The 18709-nt window shown below is 42.7% G+C and carries 17 protein-coding genes; 10 read left to right on the top strand and 7 right to left on the bottom strand.

All coding sequences use genetic code 11. From position 1 onward, the window contains the following. The first annotated feature begins 25 nt into the window (after positions 1 to 25). Positions 26 to 1060 carry an STAS domain-containing protein gene (locus ACQCVE_RS09270; protein WP_426842735.1) on the top strand — a complete coding sequence of 345 codons (1035 nt, stop codon included), beginning with the start codon at positions 26 to 28 and terminating at the stop codon, positions 1058 to 1060. Positions 1061 to 1098: 38 nt separating this feature from the next. Here ACQCVE_RS09270 and ACQCVE_RS09265 read toward each other — a convergent pair whose 3' ends face one another. The 6 genes from ACQCVE_RS09265 to ACQCVE_RS09240 form a co-directional block, all read right to left on the bottom strand. After that, positions 1099 to 1299 (bottom strand): hypothetical protein, encoded by a 201-nt coding sequence (locus ACQCVE_RS09265; RefSeq protein WP_426842736.1) that lies wholly within the window; start codon positions 1297 to 1299, stop codon positions 1099 to 1101. A gap of 276 nt (positions 1300 to 1575) precedes the next feature. After that, positions 1576 to 1917, bottom strand: coding sequence for a hypothetical protein (locus ACQCVE_RS09260; protein WP_426862565.1), 342 nt, complete (start codon positions 1915 to 1917; stop codon positions 1576 to 1578). A 107-nt stretch (positions 1918 to 2024) separates the two neighbouring features. Further along, complete coding sequence (locus ACQCVE_RS09255) at positions 2025 to 2828, bottom strand: YusW family protein (protein WP_426862563.1); 804 nt, start codon at positions 2826 to 2828, stop codon at positions 2025 to 2027. Positions 2829 to 2897: 69 nt separating this feature from the next. After that, on the bottom strand, positions 2898 to 4247 hold the full coding sequence (locus tag ACQCVE_RS09250; protein ID WP_426862561.1) for a UDP-glucose dehydrogenase family protein: 1350 nt from the start codon (positions 4245 to 4247) through the stop codon (positions 2898 to 2900). Between the two features lie 78 nt (positions 4248 to 4325). Next, positions 4326 to 5219 (bottom strand): UTP--glucose-1-phosphate uridylyltransferase GalU, encoded by an 894-nt coding sequence (galU, locus tag ACQCVE_RS09245; RefSeq protein WP_426842739.1) that lies wholly within the window; start codon positions 5217 to 5219, stop codon positions 4326 to 4328. A gap of 42 nt (positions 5220 to 5261) precedes the next feature. Further along, on the bottom strand, positions 5262 to 6617 hold the full coding sequence (locus tag ACQCVE_RS09240; protein ID WP_426862559.1) for a glycosyltransferase family 2 protein: 1356 nt from the start codon (positions 6615 to 6617) through the stop codon (positions 5262 to 5264). A gap of 709 nt (positions 6618 to 7326) precedes the next feature. On the opposite strand from ACQCVE_RS09240, the gene ACQCVE_RS09235 reads away from it, so the two are divergent. From ACQCVE_RS09235 to ACQCVE_RS09195, 9 genes are all read left to right on the top strand, one after another. Then, on the top strand, positions 7327 to 8028 hold the full coding sequence (locus ACQCVE_RS09235; protein ID WP_426842741.1) for an ABC transporter ATP-binding protein: 702 nt from the start codon (positions 7327 to 7329) through the stop codon (positions 8026 to 8028). Then, the gene (locus ACQCVE_RS09230) at positions 8025 to 10355 is read left to right on the top strand and encodes an FtsX-like permease family protein (protein WP_426862557.1); all 2331 of its coding nucleotides are present in this window, start codon (positions 8025 to 8027) and stop codon (positions 10353 to 10355) included. Before ACQCVE_RS09235 ends, ACQCVE_RS09230 begins: the two co-directional genes overlap by 4 nt. Positions 10356 to 10379: 24 nt before the next feature. Next, complete coding sequence (locus ACQCVE_RS09225) at positions 10380 to 11546, top strand: MGDG synthase family glycosyltransferase (protein ID WP_426862556.1); 1167 nt, start codon at positions 10380 to 10382, stop codon at positions 11544 to 11546. 426 nt (positions 11547 to 11972) lie between these two features. Continuing rightward, positions 11973 to 12449, top strand: a complete 477-nt coding sequence (locus ACQCVE_RS09220) for a hypothetical protein (RefSeq protein WP_426842744.1) — start codon at positions 11973 to 11975, stop codon at positions 12447 to 12449. Next, positions 12446 to 13471 (top strand): alpha/beta fold hydrolase, encoded by a 1026-nt coding sequence (locus tag ACQCVE_RS09215; protein ID WP_426842745.1) that lies wholly within the window; start codon positions 12446 to 12448, stop codon positions 13469 to 13471. Before ACQCVE_RS09220 ends, ACQCVE_RS09215 begins: the two co-directional genes overlap by 4 nt. A gap of 20 nt (positions 13472 to 13491) precedes the next feature. Further along, positions 13492 to 13662: a hypothetical protein gene (locus tag ACQCVE_RS09210; RefSeq protein WP_426842746.1), complete on the top strand. Its 171-nt coding sequence runs from the start codon at positions 13492 to 13494 to the stop codon at positions 13660 to 13662. Positions 13663 to 13740: 78 nt separating this feature from the next. After that, positions 13741 to 14346, top strand: a complete 606-nt coding sequence (locus ACQCVE_RS09205; protein WP_426842747.1) for a DedA family protein — start codon at positions 13741 to 13743, stop codon at positions 14344 to 14346. A gap of 305 nt (positions 14347 to 14651) precedes the next feature. Continuing rightward, complete coding sequence (locus ACQCVE_RS09200; protein ID WP_426842748.1) at positions 14652 to 16025, top strand: DUF2254 domain-containing protein; 1374 nt, start codon at positions 14652 to 14654, stop codon at positions 16023 to 16025. Positions 16026 to 16084: 59 nt separating this feature from the next. Beyond that, the gene (locus ACQCVE_RS09195; protein ID WP_426862554.1) at positions 16085 to 17074 is read left to right on the top strand and encodes a DUF4003 family protein; all 990 of its coding nucleotides are present in this window, start codon (positions 16085 to 16087) and stop codon (positions 17072 to 17074) included. Between the two features lie 74 nt (positions 17075 to 17148). Here ACQCVE_RS09195 and ACQCVE_RS09190 read toward each other — a convergent pair whose 3' ends face one another. Further along, positions 17149 to 18618, bottom strand: a complete 1470-nt coding sequence (locus ACQCVE_RS09190; protein WP_426862552.1) for an MFS transporter — start codon at positions 18616 to 18618, stop codon at positions 17149 to 17151. Positions 18619 to 18709: the final 91 nt, after the last annotated feature.

Below are 18709 nucleotides of genomic sequence, written 5' to 3'. Positions count from 1 at the left end.
GGGATTAACTGAAAGGTTGTGTACGATGGAAAACGAAATTAAATCCTTCACGGACAACACCATTAAGGTTGGCGGCTTGGAGTTCAGCTGGAATCTTGATGAGGGTGTTTTTAAATATGAGAAAGATGATGCGGTCCTTTTTTGGATCGATTCTGCGATGAGAATTCTTTTTGATACGATCGAAGAGATTTCCGGCGACAAAGCCGCCTCCGTTGTTCTGGAAACGGCCGGTTTCAGACAGGGAATAATAGTAGGAGACTATTTTAAAAGCCAACGCCTTACATTGAATGAAGTAGCAGCTGTTCTTCCCAACACGTATGCTTCCGCCGGATGGGGTAAAATGGAGATTTCCCAGGTCAATCATGCCCGGAAAACCGCCATTATCCAAGTAAAAGACAGCTGGGAATTTAAAATAAACCGCGCTCAGGGAAAAACAAACCGGGGAACGTTCATCCCAGGACATTTTGCAGGAATCCTGACAGGTTTGTTTGGTGTTAATATCTGGTATAAGGTCATAAAGAGCCAGATTGAGGGTGATGCTTATTGCGAATTTGAATATTTCCCTTCCGCCACAACAGTTCAGCAGAATATTCATGAATATGCACGACAGGAACAATCTGACCAAATCAGAAAGCTTGAGCATTTAGTGGAAGAACGCACCCATGACCTGAACATACTGATCAGAGAAATTTCCTCTCCGATCATACCCGTACTTGAAGGCATCGTTGTCGTTCCTCTTATAGGGAAATACGATGAACAGCGCTCTTACGACCTTGTACAGCGCACCCTTCAGAACCTTCCTGCCCAAAAAGCTCAATATATGGTCCTGGATCTGACGGCAATGAGCGAAGACGTTACAAAAGGAACCGTTGAGTTTATCGATAAGCTTGCAACATCCGCATCGTTAATCGGCATAAAAACGGTTTTGGTCGGGATTTCACCTGATTTTGCGATTTCGATTGCTAAATCAGAATACAACCTGTCAGCTTTCCATTGCTTCAGTACTTTGCAGCACGGTATATACTTTGCTCTGTCCGAACAGGGACGGCACATTATTTAAGCCAGATTTCATTGCCTTCTGAATCATTCAGAAGGCTTTTATCTGTTTGTTTTAATGTGCTCGCATTCGTAATCCCCAAGCTCAAACCGGTCAAGCATTTGCTTGTACGCTGCGATTTTCCCCTCCAATCTGGCTCTGTCTGTGTCTCCCCAATCCTTTGAGCCAAGCTCTTCACATAATTCCTCTGCTGTTGTTTTTAAATAGGTTGCAATCGCAGATTCGTTAAACGTATTCACCATGGTTGTTCCTCCTCCCTGTATTATTCTGGATAATACCCTATAGATAACGCTTTCAAAACGTGGAACCTTCATCATAAGCGGTTGGAAGCATGGCTTTCCTGATCCTAAGGGGAGTTTGCATGACGTTCTGGATAGTGGGGGGAGGAAAATACTAGATTCCGCTGAGTGATCTAAACGAGGCTGACTTAGCATGAGCACTGCAGACCAAACATGAATTGCCCCACCTTGTCGAATCCTCCCGAAAAGTCGATATCCGCCTCGTTTCGGTCGATATAATTAAAAAATAGCCGATATATCGGAAATATGGTCGATATATCCTAAAAATGGTCGATATATTCCAAAAATAGCCGATATATCCCAAAAAACGCCGATTCCGGGTGCCGCCTTGTCCAAGTTCTCCCCTGTTTTATCCCGTTGACTAATTCGCTCGTGCAAAAATGTGCTCCCCTCCGCAAATAGGATCCATGTTCTCCCTTGTTTTATCCCGCCGCCTGCCTCACAACGCCCCACACAAATCCTAAGTCTTCCTTTTGATTTCATTTCAATCAATTTACATGTCCAAACCCGGCAGCCGTTCCTAAAAAAGCCCAATATGTTAAATCGATCTGTTTCACCCACAGCCTTATAGCCGCCCGGCCTATCCGTTATCTAACCCTCTCACCCGTTGAGCCACTTTAAAACCAAAAAAAAACCGCCCCACACTTAATCCGGGGCGGTTCGTTCACTTATCTCTCGAAGCTGATGTTGGCTTTTGAGTTGTTTTCAAACTGAGATTGCACTTCGACTTTTGTGATATCTGTTACTTTCAAGCCCAGTGTTTTGGAAAGCTGATCAAGGTAGCCGTTCCAGGTTGCGTCTTTTTCTGGAATGATGCTGTCTTTTATTCTTAGTGCTTCAAGCAGGGCATAGAAACCTTTGTATGTTTTCTTGTCGGCAGCGGTATTCTTTTCGATTACTGCTTTGATGCTATCGCCGCTTGTCAGGTAAGTTACATGATAGTAGTAGCCGTTTTTATCTTCTACCTTCATGTAAAGTCTGCTAATGCTGTACGGGCTGATTACAGCTGATTTTTCACCTTTTTTAAAGGAGAAGTCAACGCCGGCCATGTTGTTAAAGCCAATGGATACGTTCGCACGGGTAACATCGGAAGGTTTTACACCTAAGGCATTGGATAAGCGCTTAATCACTTCTTCTTTGCTCAGCTTAAGAGAAAGGTCAAGGTCTTTAACAAATTGGACAACTTTCTTATTTGCTTCTTCTCCTGTTACTGCGACGGTCTCTTTTCCGCTTTCTTTCTTAATGGCAACATTTACTTTGCCATTTTCTTCTGAGTAGCTGACCCTGTACTTTGCGTCTTTGAGCATCACTGTGCCTTTGAACGTATCAACGGTTTTCCAGATGGAGTTCACATCAATTTTCTTGGCTTGTTCAATTGCACTTTGCGGAACCTTGATTTCCGCAGCTGAAGCCGGAGCTGCTGCGCTGACAGCTACTGCTGCCGCCAATACTGCTGAAGCGATTTTCTTCATTCCTTGCACCCTCTCAAATTTAGTTACATGGATGCCAACACCTAAGCTGTAAGTTTAGTAATCTATTGGTTAAAAGGAAGCAGCAAGAATCGATTCCTGCTCTTTTTCACCCGCAGGCAGGACAGCTTCGCGTCCAATGGAGATGTATTCTACATGAAGTTTTTGCGCTTCTTCTGCTGAGTAGCAGTTGCGGCCGTCAAATACAATTGGTTCTTCCATGAAAAGGCCTGACATGAGAAGGGCTTTTTCAACAATCTCTTTCCAGTCAGTCAGGATAAAGACTGCGTCTGCTTCTTTAATGGCATCTTCAATTTGCTCTGCATAGATGACTTCTTCAGGAAGGATTTTTTTTGCATTTTCAACAGCGATCGGATCGTAGCCGACGACTTCAGCACCTTCTTCGACAAGCTGCTGTGAAACAACGATAGAAGCAGCTTCACGCATATCGTCTGTTTCCGGCTTGAAAGCAAGTCCCAGGAGGGCAATGCGTTTGCCTTCAAGAGAACCAAGGCGCTCTTTTGCTTTATTAACCAGACGTGTTTTCTGGGTTTCGTTAATTTGAATAACCGACTTCAGCAGGTGAAAATCATGTCCGTGATCCTGGGAGATTTTCACAAGTGCATGGGTATCCTTTGGAAAACAAGAGCCTCCATAGCCAATGCCCGCATTAAGGAATTGTCTGCCGATTCGAGCATCCTGGCCCATGCCCTCAGCCACTTCGCTTACATTTGCTCCTACTTTTTCGGAAAGATTCGCAATTTCGTTGATAAAGGAAATTTTTGTAGCAAGAAAAGCATTTGCTGCATATTTAATCATTTCCGCACTGCTGATGGTCGTTTTTAAGATTGGCAGGCCGAATGGCTTGTTGATTTCTTCAATAATGTTTGCCGCTTCTGCATTGTCAGCACCAATTACAATGCGGTCACCGTTAAAGGAATCGTGAACAGCAGATCCTTCTCTTAGAAATTCAGGATTGGATACAGCTTCTACGAGGTAATTGTCCTGCAGGTTCGCCATAACCAATTCGCGCACTTTGTAGTTCGTGCCGAGCGGGACGGTACTCTTTGTAACAACGGTCACGTCTCTCGTGATATTCTGGCCGATATCTCTTGCAGCTTTGAAAATATAAGATAGGTTAGCAGATCCATCTTCAGCTTGCGGAGTACCCACCGCAATATACACAACGTCTTTATCTTTAAGGCCGATGATATGGCTGTCTGTAAATTTCAGGCGCCCTGCTTCGGTGTTTTTCACCATCAGCTCTTCAAGGCCTGGTTCATAAATAGGAGAGATTCCCTTTTTCAACATTTCTACTTTTTCAGAGTTGATGTCAAGGCATGTTACGTCATGTCCAATTTCAGAAAGGCAGACCCCGGTAACCAGACCTACATAACCCGTTCCGATAATGGCAATATTCATATGATTTCCTCCTCCTATGCTTTACAGCGGGACATGCTTGTCCCAGCTGTCCATTGGATAGCTGGGACAAATGCACGTTTATGACAAAGTAATTTCTTTTTCTTTCACAAGGCTGCTTAAATATTCATGAACATGGTCTCCAAGATCGCCGCGTTCCAGAGCAAAATCAATCGTTGCTTTTACAAATCCGAACTTATCTCCCACATCATATCGTTTGCCTGCAAAATTATACGCGAGAACAGTCTGTGTTTCATTCAGAATTTTGATAGCATCTGTCAGCTGAATCTCGTTTCCGGAACCGGGAGGCAGTGTTTCAAGAATGCTGAAAATTTCAGGTGTCAAAATGTACCGCCCCATGATGGCATAGTTGGAAGGCGCATCTTCTGCAGCAGGCTTCTCTACTACGGATGAGAGGGATAATACACCATCTTCCAGTGTATGATTCTCAAGTGGGGCAATAATGCCGTATTTTGAAACATCTTTATGCTCTACTTCCTGTACACCCAGAATAGAAGATTCATATTTATCATACACGCTGATCAGCTGCTGCAGGCAGGGAGTTTCGGATTTAACGATATCGTCGCCAAGCAATACAGCAAAAGGTTCATTTCCGATAAAGCTTTCAGCACAGTGAATCGCATGGCCAAGTCCGCGAGGCTCCTTTTGGCGCACGTAATGGATGTTTGCCATGTTCGAAATGGACTGGATTTCTTCGAGTCTATCGAATTTCCCTTTTTTGTAGAGCGTTTCCTCAAGCTCATAGGACTTGTCGAAATGATCCTCAATGGCGCGTTTACCGCGTCCGCTAATGACGAGAATATCTTCAATCCCCGATTTAATGGCCTCTTCTACGATATACTGGATCGTCGGTTTATCTACAATCGGCAGCATTTCCTTCGGCTGAGCCTTCGTAGCTGGAAGGAAACGGGTGCCTAATCCGGCTGCTGGAATAATCGCTTTACGTACTTTCATTAAAACCTCTCCATTCACATGAAATTTCTCTCTATATTTTGCTTAGCCGCGTGTACCCCAAGCAGTTGAGCGAATAGTCAGAAGCGCCCAGAAGCGAAGCGGGCAAAGCAGAATTAGGAAAAGCAAACCATATAATGGTGCGAGCAAGAATGTAAACGGCCTCTTATAGGCATAAAAAACGTTACGGGCGTATGCCGATATAATAACGTAAGCCAGGTAGTAGATGAGCAAGATCCAGCCCATTGTTGTCGTCGTAAAGTAGATGGCAAGAATAAGTGAAATACCGAATGCAATCCAAAGGAACATTTCAAGCATGACCCATACAAAAACGTTCGGCTTTGTAAAACCAATTTTCAATGCAACAAGACTCTCACGGAAAAATGATTTATTCCAGCGTGATTGCTGCTTAAGCAGTGTGCGCAAATCTGTTGGAGCATCTGTAATACAGCGGGCAGTCGATTGATAAAGTGTCTTTCCTTCACGAATCGCATAGTTTGTCAGGCAGCGGTCATCACCAAGCTGAACCTGCTGTCCAAGGAACATTTGGTTTCCGTAGTGATCCAGGTTTTTCATGACTACTTCGCGTCTGTATGCACTTAATGGTCCGCTGCATACCAGAACATTATTTGTAACCGAGTGAGCAGCACGCTCTACACGGAAGGCATTGTCGTAACGCATATCAATAAGACGGGTAAGAACATTATCAGTGCGGTTTCGGATATTTACGTGGCCTGTTGTAGCTGATACTTCCGGATTGTTAAATGGTTTTAGCAATTCACGGACAGCGTTTGGAAATACAGTACAGTCTGAATCTACTGTAATAAATACATCTCCAGTTGCTTTCTCGAAAGCCCAGATTTGCGCATGGCGTTTCCCTTTATTTTGAGGAAGGCGATGAACAATCAAATTCGGCATTTTGTAGTTGCCTTTAGCCAGCTCAGCGGCTGTTTCACCAACACCTGACATAAGGTTTTCTTTAAGTTTTAAAGTCGCCTCATAACCAGAAATGTCCTTGCTTCCATCATCAATCAGGAAAATTTCATGAATTGGATAATCCTGCTTCAGAATACTTTCAATGGTGCCAAGCACAGAATCGGGTGATTCATTATAGGAAGGTATAACGACTGATACCTTTAAATCAGGCGGATCCATCATGACTTCCTGGTATTTGAAGGAAAGAAGCATTTTCCCTAATAGGTAGGCAATCATAACAGAACCATAAAGACCGATTGTTAAATTCAACTTATCAGATGCAGTCCAGTTTACATAAAAAAGGGCTGCTACTGTGATCACGAACAAAGAAATAACGAAAGTTTTTTCCCTCGTTGATAATTTCTTTTGTGTGTTCATTTCCTGCGAGCTGTTTACCGCAGACAGATCCTGTTCAACTTTAGCCATACTCGTTCTCCTCTCAAATTGATATTAGTCCCGTTCTTTCGCTTTAAGGCGGTTCGTACCGGAACTTTCATCTCGTTCAGAGTAAGAAATTTTCTGAAAGCATTCAATCTGCCGTTTTGCCCGTGACTTTATTCATCCTTGTTTTGAAGAAAACGGGAAAAATGGGTTAACTGCAAGCTTGTAAGCGTTATCTATTACACATTATCATTTTCTTCACTTTGTAACATTTATGTAATATAAAAATCACTGTATCCGTAAGGGTTTGTAAAAACCTATATTCAACATACAAGATTAAACATTAAATTCGTTGTAATTTTTGTAATATATTTGTAATGAAAAAACACCACAAATTTCGACTTTTTTTGAAAATCCGTGAACTTTTAAAATATTCGATGATAAATCAAGTTTTGTTAAGAAAAATGAGAAAACAGGTCTAAAAAAATCAATCATATTCGACAAATTTCGTCATTTTTCTACATTACTTATGAGAAGGATTTCACATATCCATTGTCCTTTTCCACTATAAAATTCCAGAGGTGCTAATTATTCACGTCTATTTTCTGTGAATATATACGCAATCCGACTTATACAATACGTTTTTGGGGGTAGGAGGCTGGTTGCCAATCTTCAAGCCACATGATATTTAATGGTATGGAGGTTTATAGATGTTGAAACGCAGACAAGCCAGAAACCGCGGTGAGGTGCAGAAATGATTGAAACGGTTGAGATTGAGAAGGTGTATGCAAACGGCCACGAGCGGCAGCATGTTCTAAAAAAAGTGAATATAGGCATACGGGCTAACGAATTTGTAGCGATAACCGGCAAATCCGGAAGCGGAAAATCTACTCTGCTAAATCTCCTGTGCGGTATTGACCAGCCCCTAAGAGGAAAGATCATCATTAATGGAACGGAAATTACTAAGCTTTCAAAACGGAAGCTGACAAAATGGAGAAACAGGGAGATCGGAATTGTCTTTCAGTCCTTTCATCTGCTTCCGACCCTTACTCTTCTGGAAAACGTAATGCTCCCTATGGCGTTCTCTTCTAATAAAAGAAACAAGAAACAGCGCGCATCTGAGCTGCTGAATTCTGTAGGACTTTTGCATAAGGCCCATATGTTCCCGGATTATGTTTCAGGAGGGGAAAAACAAAGAGCATCCATTGCCAGAGCTCTTGCAAATGATCCTCCCATCCTGTTTGCTGATGAACCAACCGGAAATCTGGATACAGAAAATGCAGCGGGTGTAATGGACTTGTTTCTAACCCTATCCAAAAATGGGAAAACCATCGCAATGGTTACACATGATCTGGAGCTCGCCAAAAATACTGACCGGATTATCACGGTCAAGGATGGAAAAATCATATCAAATCATACGGGTGTTTATCAGCAGCACGGAGCTGGCGGAACATGATGCCGCTAATGATGAAGAAACCGTTTCGCGATATAAGAAAGCATAAAGCCAAAACACTATTCATCCTTTTATCAATCTCAATCAGTCTAACGATTGCGGGAACCATTCTTCATACGAAGCTTCAATTTGAAGCAGCTTTACAGGAAAGCATGGAAAAATCGAACGCAGCGGATGCATCCTTTTACACCAACTCCTTTAAAGATATCCCTAAAGAGCTGGCAGAATTGGAAGGTCTGGAGAAAGCAGAGCCCAGGATCTCTCTTCGTGCGAGGGCGAAAACAGAGGACGGATATAAGAATATTGAAGTCACCGGATTACCTGATAAAGATAGGCTTCAAATTGGAAAAATCAACATCGCAAAGGATGAAAAATCCGATTCAGGTGTCTACGCTGAAGCTTCCACCAAAAATGAATACATTTGGAGGGAAGGCGAAGAAATCAAGCTTCTTATTCCCGGTGAGAAGCAAAAAAGCATGCAGCTATCAGGCTCAGTATCGGACCCCTCCAGAATCCCAGCAGGGTTTACCGGCACAGGCTATGTTTATCTGACAAAGGATGCCCTGAAAAAACTAGGTGTCCCACTGGCTTACACACAGATTCAGGTCCGATTTGAAGATGGAACGAGTAAAAAGGAACGGGATCAGCTCATTTCCCGGATTAACAAAATCCTGAAATCCTCAGACATTACTTCCTATCGCACTGAACAGTCAGAGGAAACCTTTTATATACGAAACACTCTTGCCTCTTCCATTTTAACGGTGCTTATCCTGTTCGGGCTTTGCTCTCTTGTTCTCGGATTCATTCTAATCATTCATTTATTTCACCGGGTCATCGCCGAACAAGTAAAAGAATTAGGGATTCAGCGGGTTGTCGGGGCATCGGCTTCGTTTATATGGAGGCAGTATATTGTTTATTTAGGGTTAATAGGGACACTGTCCTTTTTGTTATCTGCAGCAGGGACCTACTATGGAAGCAAATGGGCAGTCCGATATCTGGCAGAAGAGCTGAATATCGGATCGTACACAGAATCTATCGATTTAAATACGGTGTATTTGCTTGCCGGATTCTCACTAGCGATTCCTTTTTTCGGTGCATTCTGGCCTGTTTTAAACGTTTTGAACAAGCCGCTGACTGATTCTTTGCGGAATGTGCCGCACTCCTTTCCTTCAAAGGAAAAAAAAGGAGCTGTATGGTTTTCCCTCAGTCTATTATCCTGGAGACATGCAAGGTCTAGAAAAGCTCAGGTGCTATCCAATATTCTGATGCTCTCATTTGGAGGAGCGATCATCCTATCCTGTCTTACTCTGCATCAGACTCTGACCAATCAGCTTCAGCAAATGAATCACTTTTGGAATTATGATCAGGAATGGTCTGTCAAAAGTGATTTACCGAAGGAAGAACTGATTGGCCTTTTTGAGAAAACAGAAGGTGTGAGCGAAGCAGAAGGCTGGACGGTTCGAAATACAGAAGTTCTCTCCAAAGATAGAGGCAGACAAAATGCTCTGCTTATGTCGCTTCCAGAACAGTCCAAACTCATCAGGCCTGCCGTTCAGGAGGGACAATGGCTCAGTAAGGTAGGAAAGCCTGCGATTGTTATTAATGAGGATTTGCGCACTCTGCTTGAAAATCCAAAAGCAGGCGAGACCGTAAAGCTTAAAATAGGCAGAGAAGAAAAAGCATTTACTATAAAAGGAATCATCAGCAGCCAGTTAAAGGGACCTGCTGCTTATATGAGTTCGAATGATTATGAGCAATGGCTTTCAAGCAATGCAGCAAACCGGGTTGCGGTAAAAATGAAATCCGGTGCCGACCTTACAGAAGCTTCAGACCTGCTCGAAAAGCGTTTAGCAGCGGGTAATGTGTCAGTGGAGGGCTCTGAAACGATTCAGGCTATGAAGAAACGTCCAGAACAAATCATTGGACTGGTAGTGTCTTCCATTTTAGCGGCCGGGTTTCTCTTTACCCTTTTAGGAATGATGAATTTAATGACAGCTGCCAGCATGAACGTGTATGAACGCCAGAAAGAAATTGGCATTACAAGGGCCATCGGAGGATCGTCGGGAAAGATATTTAGAATGTATGCAGGAGAAAGCATTATTGTCTCCATCGTTAGCTGGGGTTTGGCTGGGGTGATCTCCCTCCCGCTAAGTCAATTTTTAAGTACAAGAATCGGCCTGTCATTGCTCGGATCACCTCTGCAGAATGAGATTTACCCTCAAGGTATTGCAGGGTGGCTGATCGCAAGTGTGACAATCGGTCTTCTGTCCGCAGCGATTCCTGTTGTAAAATCGCTGCGGAAGCCGCTGCCCATTATGCTTGAGGATTAGGATGCTAAAAAAGGAGGCGTTTATATGAAAAAGGTATTGGTATTGCCTTTGTTTACAATGGAATCCGGTCACCATCGGAGTGCAAATGCATTAGCAGAGGCTTTGCAAAAGCATGATCCGGAACTGCAGTGTGAGAAGGTGGATTTTTTGAGCTTCGTTAACGCCGGTTTGGAGAAATTCATATCCACACTGTATTTAACCTGGATAAAACGATTTCCAAGTGCCTACAGTACATTTTACCGGCTTTTCTTCAATAAAAAATCAGACATTGTCCAATCGGCATATGAAGCGATTTTTCTTGAAAAAATGGAACAGCTGATTGAAGTAAAGAAGCCGGACTTAATTGTCTGTACCCACAGCTTCCCTTCGTTTCTTGTAGATAAACTGAAAAGGTACGGAGTATGTGATGTTCCCGTTCTGAACCTGTATACGGATTTTTTCATAAACGGTCTGTGGGGAAAAGAAAAAGTAGATTTGCATTGTGTCCCAAGCAAGGATATTAAAAATGAACTGCTCGAAATGGGAATAGAGGAAGACAAAATTATTGTGTCTGGAATTCTTGCGAATGATCGTCTAAACCGCCGGAAAATGAACCGGTATTCGGATGAAAAAATTCACGTCATCCTCTCAGGGGGAAGCCTCGGACTTGGAAAAAACCTGCCGAATCTGCTCCAATTCTCAAACAGCGGACTGGTAGAATACAAGGTTTTATGCGGTTCCAATAAGGCCTTATTTGAAAAAGTTGAGAACCTGGGTTCTCCCCACATCACCCCTTTGCCTTATATTGCGTCAGCTGAACAAATGAATCAGCTGTATGGCTGGGCAGACGCAATTGTAACAAAACCGGGCGGTGTAACAATCAGCGAATCGATCCGAAAGAAGCTGCTGATTTTCATTCATTCTGTCTTGCCTGGCCAGGAAGAAGTCAACCTGGATTACTTAACAAATAGAGGGCTTGCTGAAAAAATTGATGGCAGCCGTCCATTTGAAGAACAGCTTCTTTCCTTTGTAAGTGATTCCAGCAGGCTTTTTGCGGTTAATAAAGCCCGCCATCAATATATGAATGAGCTTGAGGTCCGTTCCTGTGCAGATTTAGCCCTCATCATTGAGAGAAAGCTGTTTGCAGGAAGAACGACTCCGAAAGAAAAGTATTTAAATGATGTATTTTCTAAACTATACCGAAGTCTTTAAGCTTTCCCTTTTTTACGGTTTTTGTATACGTGATAATAGATGAACGTGCAGCCGACCGCCAGCACTCCAATATGCGCCCACATAAAGGCTGCACGAAAAGCTTCCATAAACGCCATATCCCTCACTCCTTTTCAGTATGAGTCTTATAGTCTTGATTCATTATGACTATAATATCGTCACTAAAGTCCAATTTTCAATAATAACCCCTAAAAATAGGTATAATTACTCATAACTTTATACACACGACATTTCTTCCTGATCGTACGGGCTTATCAATCATTTTTATCACATTTACCAGAATCAAACTTATACTGTAATGTGATGATTAATAGAGACTCCGTTTAGTTCCGCTTCCTGCTGCTGCCCGCAGAGCGGTAAACGGTTTCTATTATACAAGCCTATAAATGAACGAGAAAGGAACATCGTATGCCTGACATGACTACTCAAGAAGCGTTGGCCCTAATTAAAAAAGTCGGAACGGAACTGGAAAAAAAGCTTAATGAAACAATTCAGACTGAGCTGAATCGGGAAGATCTTTTGATCCTTGCCAATATAGCTGCTCCACTTATCAAAAAATTTTATCATCAGAGTCAGGAAATTTCCGAATTCCTCTCTGTTCCTCTGAATTACGCTACAAAAAAGGATTTTCTGCGTCTAGCAAATCTCACTATCCAGATGGAAGAAAAACTGGATCAAATCGAAAGCTTCCTGTATGAATTTGCCAAGAAGGAAAACCCGGCTGACCTTCCCCTCCCTAAGCAAGCAGACCCTGCTCCATCCGCCCTGAATAAACAGACTCAGCTTTCAGAAGGTGAAAAAAGGAAACGATTATTAAAAGAAGTTCTCCTTCACCATGCCCTTGGAACAAAGCATCCCCTCTTAAAGGAAGCATCAGAATCATGATTCCAGCTGCCGGAATAGTTGAACAACTGAAAAAGACCGCTCTTCTCCTGTCGGAGCAGGAACCGGATACTGGAATGACACCCCGGACAGCTGTCTGGAAAAAGAATAAGGCTGTTCTTTGGCATTATCCTGCAAATGAAAGGAAATATTCGATTCCGCTTTTTCTTGTGTATTCACTTGTTAATAAAGCATTCATTCTTGATTTAGCGCCGGGACACAGTATGATTGAAGCTTTTGTCAATGAAGGATACGACGTTTACCTGCTCGATTTTGGTGTCCCCGGGTATGAAGATAAGGACATTACCATTGATGAGTATGTTAAAAAGTATGTCCAGGAAGCGGCCAGAAGAACACTTCGTCATTCGGGTGCCAAAGAGCTGACGATGATTGCGTATTGCCTCGGGGGAACGGTTGCTGCCATTTATGCGACTGTAGCCGATGAACCGATCCGCAACTTCATCTTAAATGTGGCTCCTATTGATTTTCACAAGTATGAAGTATTCGATCAAATTACAGAAGGGCTTCGAAAAGGAAAAGCTGATTTGGATCCTTTATTCGACGCGGTTGGTATTATCCCTGCTTTTTTTATGAAGGCAGGACTAAGAATGGTAAGCTATCCTATTTATTACAGCCCTTATTTATCCCTCCTCAAGCGGGTTGACCATAAAGAATACACAGACTATTGGAGACGGTTCAATCGCTGGACACAGGGGCATATTCCTTTCTCAGGCGCGGCAATGAAACAGCTTATACAAGACTTGGGAAAAGAAAACAAACTGCTTAAGGGCACCTTAAAAATTAATGGCAGGGATGCCAAACTATCAAACATTAAGGCAAATCTGCTCGTAATCTGCGCTGCTAATGACAAGCTCGTTCCAATGGAATTGAGCACAGGAATGATAGACCATGTTTCCAGCACGGATAAAAGCATCCATGTGCTTCACGGAGGCCACGCTACTTTCACTGTGAAAAATGGGCTCCCTGATTATTTGGGTCAATGGCTCAGTGAACGATCGATATAACAAAGAGAGGAGGATTCCTTTTGTACCTTTTTGCTCTGTCCAATCCTGTTAAAGGCTTGGCTGCTGCTCCCGGTATGGCTTCTACTGTTTATAAAAACTTTTTAAAAGCACATTCTGAACCAAAATTATTTAAAGATTTAGCCGAAGCTTCTTACTATGACCGTACCTCGCATTTTCCTCTATATTTATAGGAACAAATATATTCCAGTTTAGAGTGCTCCTTTCTTAGGGAATTAGTAACCGACTGATTCTCTTGGAAAGGAGCTATTATGCTTGAATTTGTCATTAACATCCTAAAAACGTTCGGTATTTGGGGGCTGCTCGGTGGAATTGCCATTGAGGCTTCCTCTGTTCCATTTCCAGGAGCCCTTTTAACACTTGCTTACGGATATGTACTTGATCAGCCTTTCTCCCAGATGATTTTGATTGCGCTCCTCGCGAGTCTGGTATACACAGTATTTACTCTTATTCCTTACTGGATTGGAGCGAAGCTTGAGCATAAAGTAAAAGAGAAGTTTAACCGTAAACGGAAAACCATCGAACGGACCCAGCGATGGTTTAAAAAATGCGGGATCTGGAGTATTGCCATCTCGAGGCCGTTTGGTGTGGGGAACTATATTTCCTACGTTTCAGGATTATCAAAAGTAAAACTGCTGCCTTTTCTGCTTTTGACATTCATTGGTGTTTTCCCATTAAACCTTGCTATGCTATGGCTTGGTTCAGCCGGAAATTTAGGCTCTGTCCAAACATTCCTGTCTAGCATGCAAACCGTCATCCTTATCCTTGCAGGACTGGCGCTGGCAGGCTATCTCATATACCGGTTCTTTTTTAAAAAGAAAAGCTGCGAAACCCCGGCTGAATCTAAGTCAGCATAAAGCTGCTTTAGACGCAGTTTTAACGGTTTCTGCAACTGGTATAGACAGATGGTGTTCCGCTGCTTCAGCTGGAAAAGGGAATGCACAATAGTTAAAAACCCAGGAACTCGGCCCAAGCGAGAGTTGTTGGGTTTTTTTGATGTTCAGAAGGCATGAGCAGGCATGTAAAACCCGGATGCATCTAATGATCAGATAGTACCTGCGATTTATCCAATTCTCTGCATCTCTATGATTACCATATAATGTTTGAGTGAATATTTCTGCGGGAAACAAACCAGTAGCTTTTTTTTAAGGAGATTTGCAGCATGTCATTTTTATCGAATCGAACGATACAATTAAAAAATATCACAAAAAGGCAGTTTATCAACGAGCTGCGGTCTCAATTATGGTTTGCTCCTTTGATCTATTGCCTTTATTCCGTTTTACTTGCCTGCATCACTCTTATGTTGGATTATCCTTTTATGCTCGGTTCGAAAGTACCGTCCTTTTTAAGTGTGAAATTTGAGCTGACGAATACACTCGTGAGTACGATTGCGCCAGCTGTATTAACTCTTACAACGTTTACATTTAACCTGGTCCTCGTTGCTTTCACATCCATGGCAGGCCAATATTCACCAAGAATTTTAAAGAACTTCATTGCCTCTAAAGCTACACAGCGAATTCTGGGCATTTTTATAGGAAGCTTCCTGTACACCATGCTCGTTTTCCTGTTTACATCCAGTGAAGAAAACATGGCATTCTTTGCGATTCCATACACCGTTACGCTGCTTGTCATAATCTGTGCCGGAACTTTCGTGTTCTTTATTAACCACGCGGTTAAATGGCTTCAGGTAAACCATATGGCAAATTCTATGAAAAAAGATTCAACGAAAACGATCCTTCATTCTCTTGAAGAGGACCTTGAACCTTACAGGTCAGTTGATGCAATGAAGCTCGAACAGCAAATTCCAGAGGAGGAAGGCTTTTCCCTGCTTTCAAAAAAATCAGGTTATATTCAAATCGCCGATTATGAGAAACTGCTGGAATTGGCCATACGCGATGGACTCATCGTCAAAATGGTTTATGATGTTGGCGAATTTATTCTAAAAGGAAATCCCCTTTTCTGTTTATACAGGACAGAAGGAAAGGACATTCGCGAGAAGGATTATTACAAAGCGGTGCTTGTTGGGGAATCTGAGACAGATGTTCAGGATATCCACTACAACTTAATGAAATTCGTAGAGATTGCTATTCGTTCATTAGGAAACGATGATATGAAGACAGCCACCATTTCCATCCATCAAATATCGGATTTGCTTAGGACAATTTGCCGGGTTACTCAATTTTCTCCTTATTTATCCGATGAGGGAGAAAACCTGAGAGTTGTGATGAAGCAGCGCAGCTTTGATGATTATTTATACGATTCTTATGCGTCCATCCGCCATTACTCCCGTGATAATATTATGATCACGATTGAACTTGTTAAAGCCTTGAAGAACCTTGCCAGTTCAATTGCGCCAAACCATGTAGAACAAATTTGGTTTTTCGCCACCTTTGTCGTAAAAGGATTTGAGGAACGGTACTTATTTGACCGTGACGTTCAATTTCTTCTTACTCCTTTAAAAGAACTCTCTGAAGTCTCTGCCAAACAAATGGAATTTGTTGAAATTGAGAAGAAAATGGAAAAATCCGCAAGCTGAAGGAATCTTTCCTGCTTTTTATACGTATGTAAAGGAGGCAATGGACGAGGAGGATTCACATGGAAACCATCCAGCACAAATTATATTTGTACAAAGAAATTTATTTATCATTGAAAGAAGAATTAAAATGGAAGGCTGCGGATCAAAGGGTTATAATGATGGCGGCTTCCCTCTATGCTGTCTCCGGCAAACCTTTCCACCTTCCATCCTATTTAAATATTTGTGATTACATGAAGCAATACAGCGGTCTATTTTCTCCATTTAAATCCTATCACCGGTTTATTACCGCAGCGATGCTGGATGTCCGGTACGAAGATCCTTTTGCAAAGTTTGAAGAAATGAACCATGTGCATGATTTGCTTGCCGAAGCCGGTTTCCGGAAAGGCATCTTTACTTATATTGCAGCATTGGCCATCATGGGGACTGCTGCTGATTCGCCGGTTAGCCTGGAAAAAGCATCTAAAGCATACTCCATCTACTCACGCATGAAAGAAAAGCATTTTTTTCTGACCTCTGCCAGCGATTATCCTCTTGCCGCACTTCTCTCCCATAAAGAAGAAGCTGTAAACGAACTGGTTGAGCGAATGGAAACCTATTATGACGAACTAAACAGGCAAGGCTTTAAAAAAGGCAATGACCTGCAATTTCTCAGCCATATTCTATCACTGGATGAAAAATCCAATTTTCACAGTCTTCTGTCGCGCTGTACACAATCTGCCCGCGAACTGGAGCAGCTTGGATTTACGATTAAGAAAAAACATTATCCAGAAATCGGCCTCCTCTCCCTGGCTGGAGAAAGCAGCCGCGATTTGGCCATTCTTGCTGAAACCGTTGACCAGCTGAATTCAGACAGGGAGTTTAAATGGTATAAAAACATGAACTTTACCGCCGCCACTCACTTGTCCGTAAGCGGCTGTATTCAGCAGGCATCCGTTCTTGGAACCGGACTTTATACGTCCATGGAAATTGTGCTGCAGGCACAGCAGGCTATCATGATTGCTGCGATTGCAGGATCGGTAAGCTCATCATCTGATGGCGGGGGCGAATAGTACGGCACTGGTATGTGCAGCCTTCTTGTAAAAAAGGCAGGTTCCAGAAATTCATCTGAAACCTGCCTTTTGAATTAATTTAAGCTTTCCTCAGACTTCTGAGCTTGGATTTTGCCTTCGATTTCCTTTTTTTCTTCCTTCCACCATAGCCCCTCAGCCTGACCTTTTTTTACTGCTGCTTGAATCTCCTGCTCTTTTTCAACTGCCGGGGGGGATCCACGAAGCGGCTTTCCTGTTGGATCTTTCACCAAAAACAGGACAACCACAATGCCGATAACCGATGCAGCTGTCAAGTAGTAAGAAGGGACATAGTTATTGGCTGTCTCATTGATTAGCCATGCTACTGCGAGCGGAGTCGTTCCCCCAAATAATGAGGCGGACAAATTGTACGTGATGGAAAGCGCCCCATACCTCACATCGGTAAAGTATAAGGATGGAAGCAGCGAAGGCATTGTCCCCTGAAAGGCTGCCAAAAAGATGGCTAAAATGAGAATTCCGAGAAAAACGAGCCAAGTATTTCCGGTGCCAATCATATAGAATGCTGGAACTGAAAAAATAATCAGACCTGTAAGTCCGCCTGAGATAATATTTTTCCCTCCGATACGGTCGCTGAAATACCCCATCAATAAAACAATGGGAATCATCACACACATAACAATCAGGATGAGGAGAAGACCATTTGTCTCACCGTAGCCAAGGACAGCCGTAAGATGAGAAGGCATATAAGAAAGCACCATATAATTCGTTACGTTATAAAAAAAGACAAGCAGGATCCCAATGAGTAATGGATTTTTATGGAAAACGAGCAATTCCTTTAAGGAGATGTGCTCCTTTTTATTGTCCTTTGCTTTTTCCATCGCTTCAAAAGCTGGTGTTTCTTCTAATTGATTTCTTAAATACAAGCCTACTATCCCAATAGGTCCGGCAATTAAAAATGGGATCCGCCAGCCCCATTCAAGCATCGTTTCAGAGCCAAGTATAAAGGTCAGCAGCGTAACAAGCCCCGAGCCCGCAATGTAACCGGTTAACGTACCGACTTCGAGCCAGCTCGCCATTATCCCCCTTTTCTTATCCGGTGTGGATTCCGCAATGAACGTCATCGCACCTGAGTATTCGCCCCCGGTGGAGAACCCCTGCACAAGACGTGCAATTAAAAGCAAAATTGATGCCGTAACACCAATCGACTCATAGCTCGGAATCAGTCCAATCGCCAGAGTAGCAATGGCCATCATCACTAACGTAATCGCCAGCACTTTTTTTCGTCCCATGCGGTCCCCTAGCATACCAAAAAAGATGCCTCCGATGGGTCTCACAAGAAAAGCAACAGCAAATGTTGCAAATGCATATACCAGCTGCATCGGTCCATCCACTTCAGGGAAAAACACTTTACCGATGGTTACTGCGAGATAAGAATAAATACCAAAATCAAACCATTCCATTGCATTTCCGATACTGGTTGCTGTTACTGCTTTTTTAGCCGCCCCTATATCCACGACCGTTACATCATCTTTAGTAACTGAATCTTTTGTCCCCTTATAATCCAAATTTCATTTCCTCCTTGCCTTTATTTCCATATGTACAGATTTGGGCGGTTACGTTGGCTGTATTACCCTTTGTCTAAATGACGAAACTACA

The organism is Metabacillus sp. 113a (genome assembly GCF_050107635.1).
Classification (GTDB): Bacteria; Bacillota; Bacilli; order Bacillales; family Bacillaceae; genus Metabacillus_B.
The sequence above is the reverse complement of the archived record's forward strand: the minus strand, read 5'-3'. Positions and strand labels throughout refer to the sequence as shown.